Below are 12,501 nucleotides of genomic sequence, written 5' to 3' on the forward strand. Positions count from 1 at the left end.
GCTTGTCCCTAGGATCTAACGAACCCCAACGTCAAACGTGGTTAGATCCTAGGGACAAGCCCTAGGATGACGTTTGGCGAGTGTGGAAACGCGTCCCCACCACGAAAAAACCCGGCGCGAGGCCGGGTTTCACGTGAATCCTTTGCGGATATTTACTCGGCAGCGGCGCGAAGGCCGGGGGCTGCGTCGCGAACCTTGCCGTCGACATGGTCTTCGAACTTGGTGAAGTTCGTGACGAACATGGAAACCAGCTTCTTGGCCTGCGCATCGTAAGCTGCGCCGTCTGCCCATGTGGAGCGCGGGTCGAGAATGCCGCTATCGATGCCTTCAAGGGCCGTCGGTACCGCAAAGCCGAAATTCGCATCGGTGCGGAACTGCGCGTTTTTCAGCTCGCCGGTCAGGGCTGCGCTGAGAAGGGCGCGGGTTGCCTTGATGGGCATACGCTTGCCGATGCCATAGGCACCACCGGTCCAGCCGGTGTTGACCAGCCAGCAATCCACGCCGTGCTTGCCAATCAGATCGCGCAGCAGGTTGCCGTATTCTGCCGGGTGGCGCGGCATGAAGGGTGCGCCAAAGCAGGTGGAGAAGGTGGCTTCCGGCTCCGTCACGCCCTTTTCCGTGCCGGCAACCTTTGCGGTGTAGCCGGAGAGGAAGTGGTACATGGCCTGTTCCGGCGTCAACCGGGCAATAGGCGGCAGAACGCCGAAGGCATCTGCCGTCAGCATGATGATGGTCTTGGGGTGACCGGCTAGGCCCGTTTCCGACGCATTCGGAATGAAGTGCAGCGGATAGGCACTGCGGGTGTTTTCCGTCAGCGACGTATCGTTGAAGTCAGGCACGCGGTTCTCATCGAGAACAACGTTTTCCAGCACGGTGCCAAAGCGGCGGGTCGCGGCGTAGATTTCAGGCTCGGCTTCTGCCGAAAGCTTGATGGCCTTGGCATAGCAACCACCTTCGAAGTTGAAGATGCCGTCTTCGCCCCAGCCATGCTCGTCATCGCCGATGAGTGTGCGGGATGGATCGGCAGAAAGCGTGGTCTTGCCCGTGCCGGACAGACCGAAGAACACAGCCGCATCTCCATCAGGACCGACATTGGCCGAGCAGTGCATGGGCATGACACCCTTGGCAGGCAGCAGATAGTTGAGAACCGTGAAGACGGATTTCTTGTTTTCACCGGCGTAGGATGTGCCGCCAATCAGAACGATGCCCTTCGTCAGGTCGCAGGCGATAACGGTTTCGGTGCGTACACCGTGGCGCTCAGGATCAGCCTTGAAGCTTGGCAGGTTGATGATCGTCAGCGTCTGCTTGAAAGACGACAGCGTCTCACGCGCCGGGCGGATCAACAGGTTGCGAATGAACAGGCCGTGCCAGGCGAACTCGGTCACGACGCGGGTCGCAAGCGCGTTGTCCTCGTCTGCGCCACCGATCAGGTCCTGCACATAAAGCGTCTTGCCAGCGGCATGGGCCAGCATGTCCTTATGGAGGATTTCGAAATGCTCAGGCGAAAGAGGCTTGTTGTTATCCCACCAGATATTGTCTTCCGTGGAGGCATCGCGAACGACGAATTTGTCCTTGGGCGAACGGCCCGTGTGCTGGCCGGTAACCGCGCGCAACGCGCCGTCAGCGGTTATATCTGCTTCGCCATTGCGCATGGCATGCTCATACAATTCGCTCTCGATGAGGTTGTAATGCACGGTTGCGGCAGCTGACAGGCCAAGCGCCGACACGCCATTCTCAGGATTATATACTCCAAGTTCCTTCACGGGCGCATTCCTTTTTCAAAAGACGAGAGCGTTAAAACGTGCTTGGAAATTAATCCGCTCAATTTAAAAAGACAAGGCGTGAATTTAAATAATTGAATAAATTCAATATATTAATCGATTTAAAAGATTTTATTTCAGTTTAAATCGGTTTAGCTCGAAGGCCGAACCGTCAAATTTCCGATTGACGAAAATTACTGCTCACAATTCGGTAAAAGAAACGGCCGATTTTCTTTGCCACAATTTGTTCCACCTTTATACTCATGAGAAATGCTCGCGGCGCACAACCTTGGCTGGGATGGGATGTCGGGAGTTAAAAATATTATGACGATGGAGACCAATTTTATGCAGACAATTGCGCTTGTGGACGATGACCGGAATATTCTGACATCCGTTTCGATTGCACTCGAAGCAGAAGGGTACAAGGTCGAAACCTACACCGATGGCGCGTCCGCTCTGGATGGATTGATTGCTCGCCCACCGCAGCTCGCGATCTTCGACATCAAGATGCCGCGCATGGATGGCATGGAGCTTCTTCGACGCCTGCGTCAGAAATCGGATCTTCCGGTCATCTTCCTCACCTCCAAGGATGAGGAAATCGATGAGTTGTTCGGCCTGAAAATGGGTGCGGATGATTTCATCACCAAGCCCTTCTCCCAGCGTCTTCTGGTCGAGCGCGTCAAGGCGATCCTTCGCCGTGCCAGCAGCCGCGATGCAGCCGTTCCCGGTGCCAGCCCGCTGAAGCCCACGGCAGACCAGCAGGCCCGCACATTGGAGCGCGGCCAGTTGGCCATGGACCAGGAGCGCCACACCTGCACATGGAAGGGCGAGCCTGTAACGCTAACGGTCACCGAATTCCTCATCCTGCATTCGCTGGCCCAGCGCCCCGGCGTCGTCAAAAGCCGCGATGCGCTGATGGATGCTGCCTATGACGAGCAGGTCTATGTGGATGACCGCACCATAGACAGCCACATCAAGCGCCTGCGCAAGAAGTTCAAACTCGTCGATAACGACTTCGACATGATTGAAACGCTCTACGGCGTAGGATATCGCTTCCGCGAAGCAGCCTGAGACAGGCAAAGACGATATAACGCCGCAACATCCGGCGCTGAGGGACGACGTTGCTGAACAAGATGCAGGACAACGTATCGGATCAAGCCGATGCCGAAGACCGTGAGAGCGGTCGGCGGCATCGTATTCATCCGCTGACGATTGTCCGGCGCATTTTCGGCAATGCAGTCTTTTCCAGCCTCACGCGGCGCATCCTGTTTTTCAACGTGGCCGCCACCGTGGTGCTTGTGGGCGGCATCCTCTACCTCAACCAGTTCCGCGAGGGGCTGATCGATGCGCGCGTGGAAAGCCTGCTGACGCAGGGTGAAATCATCGCAGGCGCGATTTCGGCATCCGCCTCGGTCGATACCAATTCCATCACCATCAATCCCGAAAAGCTTCTGGAATTGCAGGCGGGCCAGAGCATTACGCCGGTGCCGAATGATGAAGACCTGTCCTTTCCGATCAATCCCGAGCGCGTTGCGCCGGTGCTGCGCCGCCTGATTTCGCCCACCAGAACGCGCGCGCGCCTGTTCGATGCGGATGCGAATATTTTGCTGGATTCGCGCCACCTTTATTCGCGTGGTCAGGTGCTGCGCTATGATCTGCCGCAGATCACGCCTGAAACGCAGACCTGGGGCGATTGGGTGGCGAGCGTCTTCAACCGGATGCTGCAGCCCAGCAGCCTGCCGCTTTACAAGGAAACGCCTGGTGGTGACGGCTCGATTTACCCTGAAGTGATGAATGCCTTGACCGGCGTTCGCGGCGCTGTCGTGCGTGTGACGGAAAAGGGTGAGCTGATCGTTTCCGTCGCCGTCCCGGTACAGCGTTTCCGTGCGGTGCTGGGCGTTCTGCTCCTGTCCACTCAGGCGGGTGATATCGACAAGATCGTCCATGCTGAACGGCTTGCCATCATGCGCGTCTTCGGCATCGCGACGCTGGTCAACATCGTCCTGTCGCTGCTCTTGTCTTCCACCATCGCCACGCCGCTGCGCCGTCTCTCGGCTGCCGCCATTCGCGTGCGGCGCGGCGCCAAGGCGCGTGAGGAAATTCCGGATTTCTCGGCGCGTCAGGACGAAATCGGTAACCTTTCCATAGCGCTGCGTGAAATGACCAATGCGCTTTACGACCGCATCGACGCGATCGAAAGTTTCGCAGCCGATGTAAGCCATGAGCTGAAGAACCCACTGACATCGCTACGTAGCGCGGTGGAGACCCTTCCCCGTGCCAAGACGGAAGAATCCAAGCAGCGTCTGACGGAGATCATCTTCCACGATGTGCGCCGCCTGGACCGGCTGATCAGCGATATTTCCGATGCCTCGCGGCTGGATGCGGAGCTTGCCCGCGTTGATGCCTCGCCTGTCGATCTGGAAGTGGTGCTGGGCAATCTGGTCGAGATTTCGCGCCAGATCAGCGCGAAGAAGAAGAGCGTCACTATCGATTTCGTGGTGGATCGGAAGCCGGGTGCCAAGGTCAGCTATGTCGTTAACGGCCATGATCTGCGCATCGGTCAGATCATCACGAACCTCATCGAGAACGCACGCTCCTTCGTGTCTCAGGATGGCGGGCGGATCGTCGTGCATCTCGTGCGTCAGAAAGACCGCTGCATCGTGCGCGTCGAGGACAATGGTCCCGGGATTCAGGCCGAAGATATCGACCGCATCTTCGAACGTTTCTACACCGATCGCCCGGCCAGTGAAGGCTTTGGCCAGAATTCCGGTCTTGGGCTTTCCATCAGCCGGCAGATTGCCGAGGCACATGGCGGCACACTGAAAGCGGACAATATTCTCGATAAATACGGCGTCATATCAGGCGCGCGTTTCAGCCTGTCGCTTCCCGCCGCCCATCATGAGCGCTGAGCGTTTCAATCTCCACGCAACGGCCATCGTCATCGGCAAGACCGGCCTGCTGTTTGTCGGACCATCCGGCAGCGGAAAAAGCGAAATGGCTTTCAGCTTCATGACAGAAGCCGAGCGTTGCGGGCTGGACGCCTTTCTCGTGGGCGATGATCAGGTCTTCATCACAGGCCATGACGGGGGGGTTATGGCCGAGCGGCCGGAGGCCATCGCCGGACTTCTGGAGCTGCGCGGCAGCGGCATCATATCGGTCAAAAGCGTGGCATCAGCCCCGATGCACTACGCCATCACCTCGGTTACATCGCCGGTCAGCCCCCGGCTCCCGCCTGAGGATGAGCGGCTTGATCTTGGGGGCAACCTGTCTCTGCCGCTTCTGCGGATCCCGCGTGACAGCATCATGCCCTATGGAAAATTTGCTGCACTTGCTCAGAATCTTTTCGTTACCAAGGGAATGTGAACACAAAACCAGCAATTTGGGGCTTGCGCTTCGTCTTTTCCTCATCAAGATGTGGCCCCACCGATAGACATGATTGCGGCATTGCGATAGTGCGCAATCAGAATACGTGTGCAAGGGAGCGTTTCATGATCGGACTGGTGCTTGTCACTCATGGCAAGCTGGCTGAGGAGTTTCGCCACGCTGTAGAGCATGTGGTCGGCCCTCAGAAATTGATCGAGACAGTGTGTATCGGTCCCGAAGATGACATGGACCAGCGCCGTCAGGATATTATCGACGCCGTAACGCGTGCCAATGACGGCAATGGCGTCATCATACTCACCGATATGTTTGGCGGAACGCCATCCAATCTTGCGATCTCCGTGATGAACAGCGGCAATGTCGAGGTTATCGCCGGCGTCAATCTTCCCATGCTCATCAAACTGGCGAGTATTCGCGTCGAAGATAACATGGAGAAGGCCTTGCAGGAGGCCTCCGATGCTGGCAGAAAATACATCAACGTTGCCAGCCGCGTCCTCAGCGGCAAATAAGAAGAAGATTACCGGATGTCGTCTCTCTCGCGGGAATTGCTGATCGTCAACAAACGTGGCCTTCACGCCCGCGCCTCCGCCAAGTTCGTTCAGATGGTCGATAGCTTCGATGCGGATATCAAAGTATCCAAGGACGGCATGACCGTTGGCGGCACATCCATCATGGGCCTGATGATGCTGGCCGCAAGCCCCGGCTGCACCGTTCTGGTTGAAGCCAGTGGTAACCAGGCGCAGGAAGCGCTCACCGCACTCGAAAATCTAGTCGCGGATCGCTTCGGCGAAGAAGTTTGATAACCACGTCATATAAAGACATAAAGACTTCTTTATATCGTTATTGCCAGAAACGTCTCAGCCTGTTAAACCGCAATCTGGATTTTCAGGCAGCGGCTGGCCCCTGCCATCTTTGAAGCAGGAGACACATATGAGTGCCGACCAAGATTATATCGTCGCCGACATTACCCTTGCCGATTACGGTCGCAAGGAACTGGATATTGCCGAAACCGAAATGCCGGGCCTCATGTCCTGCCGCGAAGAGTTTGGTACATCCAAGCCGCTGAAGGGCGCGCGGATTTCCGGCTCGCTGCACATGACCATTCAGACCGCTGTTCTCATCGAGACGCTGAAGGAACTGGGCGCAGACATTCGCTGGGCATCCTGCAACATTTTCTCCACACAGGACCACGCTGCAGCAGCCATCGCTGCCAGCGGTATTCCGGTTTTCGCCGTCAAGGGTGAAAGCCTGACGCAGTACTGGGAATACACGGACAAGATCTTCCAGTGGGCCGATGGCGGCGTTTCCAACATGATTTTGGATGATGGCGGCGATGCCACCATGTACATCCTGCTCGGCGCACGCGCAGAAGCTGGTGAAGACGTTCTTTCCAAGCCAGAATCCGAGGAAGAAGAAATCCTCATCGCCCAGATCAAGAAGCGCCTTGCTGCTTCTCCGGGCTGGTTCACCAAGCAGCGCGATGCCATCAAGGGCGTGACCGAAGAAACCACCACAGGCGTTCACCGCCTTTATGAACTGGCCAAGAAGGGCCTTCTCCCCTTCCCTGCTATCAACGTCAATGACAGCGTGACCAAGTCGAAGTTCGACAACAAGTACGGCTGCAAGGAATCGCTGGTTGACGGTATTCGCCGTGCAACGGACGTGATGATGGCCGGCAAGGTTGCCGTCGTCTGCGGTTACGGCGATGTGGGCAAGGGTTCTGCCGCTTCGCTGCAGGGCGCTGGCGCACGCGTCAAGGTCACCGAAGTTGACCCGATCTGCGCGCTTCAGGCAGCCATGGACGGTTTTGAAGTTGTTCTGCTCGAAGACGTTGTTTCCTCGGCTGATATCTTCATCACCACAACAGGCAACAAGGACGTTATCCGCATCGAGCACATGCGCGAGATGAAGGATATGGCCATCGTCGGCAATATCGGCCATTTCGACAACGAAATTCAGGTTGTTGCGCTCAAGAACCTCAAGTGGACCAATATTAAGCCACAGGTCGACATGATCGAGTTCGCCAAGGGCAACCGCATGATCCTTCTCTCGGAAGGTCGTCTGCTCAACCTCGGCAATGCCACTGGTCACCCATCCTTCGTGATGTCTGCCTCGTTCACCAACCAGGTTCTTGGCCAGATCGAGCTGTTCACGAAGCAGGGCGAGTACAAGAACGACGTCTACGTACTGCCAAAGCACCTCGACGAGAAGGTTGCGCGCCTGCATCTCGCCAAGCTCGGCGTAAAGCTGACAGAACTTTCTGACGTTCAGGCAGATTATATCGGCGTGTCCAAGACCGGCCCGTTCAAGGCTGAACACTACAGATATTGATTTTATAGTTAATATCCACAATTAACGCACTAGATATGGATATGGCGAGCTTGACAAAGCCCGCCATATCTTTTTGGCGCCACCCTTCACGGAGGTTTCCGAAGACGGTAATGTCTTATCTCTTGATTCGTGCGCGGGCATAGCGCGCGGAAATGGGATGTCTTGTCGAGAATGCGGCACATAGGACGGAGACAGACCGGGGATGACGGTAAAAATTTCAGTCTCGCGAAAGCGGGAACACAATGATGTTGAGCCAGACAATGGCGATGCACCTGCGCCCAGACGCTGGCTGGCTTCTCTGAGCGGAGCGGCAACGCGCGTCCGCGGCAAGGTCGTGGCGCTGATGTCCGGCACGGCTTTGAGCAGTTTTGCGCTGGCAGCACAGGCCCAGCAGAACGAGGTTCTGGAGCGCGGCGAGCGCCTATTCTCCTCGTCGGAAACGATCACCTATTCGCTGTTCATCGGCGTGGTCTCGGCCACCCTGTTTTCCATTGTCTGGCTCGTCCGGCAGCGGGGAAACATCGAGGCGGAAACCAGCGAGTACCGCACGGCTCTGGCTGAGGCCAATGCCAAGATTTCCAAATATGAGGCCCTGATTTCCGACAAGTCCAGACGCATCGTCATCTGGGAAAATGCCGGTGAGCGCCCCGAATTTATCGGCCAGTTGCCTGCCGATACCGGCGTTCCCTTTGCGGATCAGGACTTTCTGGCCTTCGGCCGTTGGCTTCGCCCGGCCTCTGCGGGTCCGCTTGAAAACGCGCTTGAGAAACTGCGCAGCCATGCCCAGAGCTTTGATCTGACCATCGAGACGCACCGCGGCGAGGTGATCGAAGTTCAGGGTCGCGTTTCCGGCGGCAAGGCATTCGCTCAGTTCGTCGCATTGAACAATCTGCGCGCCGAACTTGCCGAGCTGAAAATCGAGCGTGAGCGTCTGGTGTCGTCGATTTCGACATTCCAGGACCTGTTCGACAGCATCGACCAGCCGGTCTGGCGCCGAAATTCCGAGGGCGCGCTAACATGGGTCAACCACAGCTATGCGCTAAGTGTGGATGCGCGCACGCCGGAACAGGCCGTGACCGAGCAGCGCGAGTTGCTGAACACCGTGACCCGCCAGAAAATTCGCGCCAGCTCCACACCCGAATCGCCGTTCCATGACCGTATTTCGACCGTCGTTTCCGGCAACAGAACCTTCTTTGACGTGGTTGACCTGAAGACGACAGGTGGATCCGTTGGCATGGCGGTCGATACGACCGAGGCCGAGACCGTTCGTGAAGAGTTGAAGCGCACGCTGAAAAGCCACGCCGAGACGCTGGATCATCTGGGAACGCCGGTTGCGATCTTCGACGGCCAGCAGCGCCTGCAATTTTACAATCAGGCCTTTGTCAGCCTCTGGGGTCTGGATCTGGTTCTGCTGGAATCCAAGCCTGACAACTCCGAAGTGTTTGACCGACTGCGCTCCGATGGCAAGCTGCCGGAGCAGCTGAGCTGGAAGAGTTGGAAGGAAACAGCGCTTTCGGTCTACCGCTCGCTGGATACCAAGACTGACCTCTGGCACCTGCCCAATGGACAGACGCTGCGCGTTATCGCGACCGCGCATCCGCAGGGCGGCGCGACATGGGTGTTTGAAAACCTGACCGAACAGGTCGATCTACAAATGCGTTACAACACGCTCGTCAAGGTTCAGGGCGAGACCATCGACCACCTTGCCGAAGGTGTGGCTGTGTTCGGTGCCGATGGACGCATGCGCCTGTCCAACCCCGCTTTCCGCGCATTGTGGGCGATCACCGCTGATGAGGCGGAAGCTGGCAAGCATATTCGCTCGATTGAAGAGGTTTGCGCGCAGTCCTACGACAAGCCGGATGGATGGCGCGCATTCAGCCAGTTCATCACCAGTTTCGATGATGAGCGCCTGTCCAAACAGGGAACGCTTGAGCTTCTGTCCGGCCTGGTGCTGGACTATGCCATCATTCCTTTGCCGGATTCGCAGACCATGCTGACCTTCGTCAACATGACCGATAGCGTGCGTGCAGAACGGGCCTTGAAGGAAAAGAACGAGGCGCTGCGCAAGGCAGACGAGCTGAAAAACGACTTCGTCCAGCACGTGTCCTATGAATTGCGTTCGCCGCTGACCAACATCATCGGCTTTACCGATCTTCTGAAAACGCCAGGTATTGGCGAACTGAGCGAGCGGCAGGCCGAATATCTCGACCACATCTCCACATCCTCCTCGGTGCTCCTGACCATCGTCAACGACATTCTCGATCTGGCAACTGTCGATGCTGGCATCATGCATCTGAACTACACCGAAAACGACCTGTCGGAGCTTCTGGATGATGTTTCGGTGCTGATCACCGACCGTCTGCAGGAAAGCGGCGTGTCTCTTGAGATTGTCGCGCCTGCGCATCTCGGCGCCATCGTGGCCGATCATCAGCGTCTGAAGCAGATCCTAATCAAGCTGTTGACCAATGCGGCCAATTTCGCGCCCGAGGGATCGGCGATCACGCTCACCTGCCAGCGCAGCGAAGGCGATTTTGTCTTCTCGGTGGCCGATCAGGGACCAGGTATTCCCCAGGACATGTTGAAATCCGTGTTCGACCGCTTCTCGACGCGTGGCAATGGTGGCCGTCGCACGGGCGCCGGACTGGGCCTTTCGATTGTCGAAAGCTTCGTCAGCCTCCACCACGGCAATGTCACCATCGACAGCCGTCCGGGTGAAGGCACCGTCGTCAGCTGCCGCATTCCATCCGGCGCGCATCCGCATTCCATCGCTGCCGAATGAACGGGACGGTCTTGCCTCTTTCCATCGTCCTTGCCGATGAAGCCGAAATGATCCGGCTCGGCGAGGAACTGGCACTCACCGTAAAACCCGGCGATTGTATCGCCCTAATCGGTGATCTCGGTGCCGGTAAATCCACACTGGCGCGCGCCTTGATCCGCGCGATCGCGGGCGACCCTGACCACGAGGTTCCAAGCCCGACCTTCACCATCGTGCAATCCTATGGCTTGCGTTTTCCTGTCCACCATCTGGATCTCTACCGACTGTCGGATGTGTCTGAGATGGATGAGCTCGGCATCGACGAGATGCTGTGTGACGGTGTGTGCCTCATCGAGTGGCCGGAACTGGCCGCAAGCGAAATGCCTGCCGACAGCACCATCACGCTGCGCCTCACCCATCAGGGCGAAGGCCGTGTGGCGACCATCGATGCACCGCCTCGGCAGCGGGCGCGGCTGGAGCGGGTGCTGGCCATCCGCGATTTTCTTGAGGCAAACGGCAGGACAAACGCATCTCGCCAATATTTCAGCGGCGACGCGGCCTACCGCACCTATGAGCAGGTGAACGACACCGCTGGGCCATGCCTGCTGATGGACTGGCAGCCCCCGCCCAGAGGCCCTGTTATCAAGGATGGCAAGACCTACGCCGAGATCGTGCATCTTGCACAGGATGTGGCACCCTTTGTCGCCATCGATCATTACCTTCTCGAGAACGGCTTTTCCGCGCCTCAAATCCTCGCGCAGGATCTGCAAGGCGGATTGCTGCTTCTGGAAGACATGGGACGAGAAGGCGTGCTGGATAACGATGGTGCGCCCATCGAGGAGCGATATCTGGAAAGCGTCGCCTGCCTTGCCACGCTTCACAGAGCCCCTGCCATCAAAGACATCGCACTTGGGAATGGCATGACCTATCGTGTGCCGCCCTTCGACGCGGATGCGATGAAGATCGAAACATCGCTGCTGTTGGACTGGTATCTACCGCATGTGAGAGGCAAGGAAACCGACGAGAGCGACAGGCAGAGCTTCTTTGATGTCTGGGATCAGCTAATCGCAAAGCTTGATGATGCTGAGAAAGGCCTCTTGCTGCGCGATTTTCACTCGCCCAACATCATCTGGCAGGCTGAGAAATCCGGCATTCAGCGCGTCGGCATCATTGATTTTCAGGATGCGATGATCGGCCCCACGGCTTACGATCTGGCCTCCATCATTCAGGATGCACGGGTTACGATGTCTCCTGAGCTGCAAACGCGGTTGATGTCGCATTATCTCGATATCAGGCGCACGGACGCCGTTTTCGATGAAGCGTCATTCCTGAAAGCCTTCGCCATCATGGCGGCCCAGCGAAATTGCAAGCTGGTGGGCATATGGGTGCGGCTGATGAAGCGCGATGGCAAGCCGCATTACATGAACCACATGCCGCGCACCTTCTCCTATCTGCGCTCAGCGCTGAGCCATCCTGATCTTGAGCCCTTGCGCGACTGGCTGATAGATGCGGGCGTTCCCATCCACGAAGAGTGAAGTGTTCCATGACGATCAGACAGGCGATGGTGCTGGCGGCGGGTCTTGGCACCCGAATGCGACCGATAACGGACACGATCCCCAAGCCTTTGGTGCGGATCGCCGGACGGCCGATGATCGATTATATCATCGATATGCTCGTGGCTGCCGGTGTCGAGACGATTGCCGTCAATGTTCACCACCATGCCGACCAGATGGTTGCCCATCTCAACGCCCGCAAAGACGTGCGGATTTTGATTTCGGACGAGCGCGAGCAATTGATGAATTCCGGCGGCGGTCTTGCCAAGGGTTTGAAACTGCTGGAAGCCGGGCCGGTTCTGGTGATGAATGCCGACCTGTTCTGGGTTGGTGAAACGCCCGGTGAGCCCACCAACCTGCAAAAGCTGGCGCAGTTCTTCGACCCTGAGACCATGGATATGGCGTTGCTGTGCGTGGATATGGACCGCACGACCGGCCATAATGGCAAGAAGGATTTCAGCCTCGCAACCGATGGCGCTTTGACGCGCTACAGCGAAGGCGAGCCGCGCCCTGTCGTCTATGCTGGTGCGATTGCCATGAACAAGGCGCTTCTGGACGACGCCCCTGACGATGCCTTCAATCTCAATATCTATTTCGACCGCGCCATTGCCCAAAACCGGCTTTTTGGTCTGTCACTTGATGGACAATGGATTACCGTCGGCACACCGGATGCTATAGAAGATGCGGAACGTACCATCGCAGCAACCGACAAGTGAGATGA

General features: G+C 57.3%; 10 protein-coding genes. 9 read left to right on the plus strand and 1 reads right to left on the minus strand.

The genetic code is table 11. The annotated features are described in order from the left end of the window. Positions 1-152: 152 nt before the first annotated feature. Positions 153-1,763, minus strand: a complete 1,611-nt coding sequence (locus tag IFT53_RS12630) for a phosphoenolpyruvate carboxykinase (RefSeq protein WP_192065073.1) — start codon at positions 1,761-1,763, stop codon at positions 153-155. Between the two features lie 342 nt (positions 1,764-2,105). Here IFT53_RS12630 and chvI point away from each other — a divergent pair, with 342 nt between their 5' ends. From chvI to IFT53_RS12675, 9 genes are all read left to right on the plus strand, one after another. Beyond that, the gene (gene chvI / locus IFT53_RS12635) at positions 2,106-2,831 is read left to right on the plus strand and encodes a two-component system response regulator ChvI (RefSeq protein ID WP_108722659.1); all 726 of its coding nucleotides are present in this window, start codon (positions 2,106-2,108) and stop codon (positions 2,829-2,831) included. Positions 2,832-2,893: 62 nt separating this feature from the next. Further along, positions 2,894-4,669: a sensor histidine kinase gene (locus IFT53_RS12640; RefSeq protein ID WP_192065480.1), complete on the plus strand. Its 1,776-nt coding sequence runs from the start codon at positions 2,894-2,896 to the stop codon at positions 4,667-4,669. Next, entirely contained in the window at positions 4,659-5,123 is a 465-nt protein-coding gene (locus IFT53_RS12645; protein ID WP_192065075.1) for an HPr kinase/phosphorylase, read from the plus strand. The genes IFT53_RS12640 and IFT53_RS12645 overlap by 11 nt, the downstream gene beginning before the upstream one ends. 125 nt (positions 5,124-5,248) lie before the next feature. After that, positions 5,249-5,650: a PTS sugar transporter subunit IIA gene (locus tag IFT53_RS12650; protein WP_042619214.1), complete on the plus strand. Its 402-nt coding sequence runs from the start codon at positions 5,249-5,251 to the stop codon at positions 5,648-5,650. A gap of 15 nt (positions 5,651-5,665) precedes the next feature. Then, a complete protein-coding gene (locus tag IFT53_RS12655; protein ID WP_042619213.1) occupies positions 5,666-5,941 on the plus strand; it encodes an HPr family phosphocarrier protein in 276 nt (91 codons plus the stop codon). Between the two features lie 130 nt (positions 5,942-6,071). Beyond that, on the plus strand, positions 6,072-7,472 hold the full coding sequence (ahcY, locus tag IFT53_RS12660) for an adenosylhomocysteinase (RefSeq protein ID WP_192065077.1): 1,401 nt from the start codon (positions 6,072-6,074) through the stop codon (positions 7,470-7,472). A gap of 343 nt (positions 7,473-7,815) precedes the next feature. After that, entirely contained in the window at positions 7,816-10,251 is a 2,436-nt protein-coding gene (locus IFT53_RS12665) for a sensor histidine kinase (RefSeq protein ID WP_244656324.1), read from the plus strand. Beyond that, entirely contained in the window at positions 10,248-11,762 is a 1,515-nt protein-coding gene (tsaE, locus tag IFT53_RS12670) for a tRNA (adenosine(37)-N6)-threonylcarbamoyltransferase complex ATPase subunit type 1 TsaE (protein ID WP_192065080.1), read from the plus strand. The genes IFT53_RS12665 and tsaE overlap by 4 nt, the downstream gene beginning before the upstream one ends. An 8-nt stretch (positions 11,763-11,770) precedes the next feature. Further along, on the plus strand, positions 11,771-12,496 hold the full coding sequence (locus IFT53_RS12675) for a nucleotidyltransferase family protein (protein WP_192065082.1): 726 nt from the start codon (positions 11,771-11,773) through the stop codon (positions 12,494-12,496). Positions 12,497-12,501 lie beyond the last annotated feature (5 nt).

It is taken from the genome of Rhizobium sp. CFBP 13644 (genome assembly GCF_014842165.1).
Taxonomy (GTDB): Bacteria; Pseudomonadota; Alphaproteobacteria; order Rhizobiales; family Rhizobiaceae; genus Agrobacterium; species Agrobacterium tumefaciens_C.

Bases quoted from the DNA above. Each gene is read 5' to 3' on its own strand.
- chvI (WP_108722659.1), top strand. From the start codon at position 2,106: ATGCAGACAATTGCGCTTGTGGACGATGACCGGAATATTCTGACATCC.
- IFT53_RS12640 (WP_192065480.1), top strand. From the start codon at position 2,894: ATGCAGGACAACGTATCGGATCAAGCCGATGCCGAAGACCGTGAGAGC.
- IFT53_RS12645 (WP_192065075.1), top strand. From the start codon at position 4,659: ATGAGCGCTGAGCGTTTCAATCTCCACGCAACGGCCATCGTCATCGGC.
- IFT53_RS12650 (WP_042619214.1), top strand. From the start codon at position 5,249: ATGATCGGACTGGTGCTTGTCACTCATGGCAAGCTGGCTGAGGAGTTT.
- IFT53_RS12655 (WP_042619213.1), top strand. From the start codon at position 5,666: ATGTCGTCTCTCTCGCGGGAATTGCTGATCGTCAACAAACGTGGCCTT.
- ahcY (WP_192065077.1), top strand. From the start codon at position 6,072: ATGAGTGCCGACCAAGATTATATCGTCGCCGACATTACCCTTGCCGAT.
- IFT53_RS12665 (WP_244656324.1), top strand. From the start codon at position 7,816: ATGTCCGGCACGGCTTTGAGCAGTTTTGCGCTGGCAGCACAGGCCCAG.
- tsaE (WP_192065080.1), top strand. From the start codon at position 10,248: ATGAACGGGACGGTCTTGCCTCTTTCCATCGTCCTTGCCGATGAAGCC.
- IFT53_RS12675 (WP_192065082.1), top strand. From the start codon at position 11,771: ATGACGATCAGACAGGCGATGGTGCTGGCGGCGGGTCTTGGCACCCGA.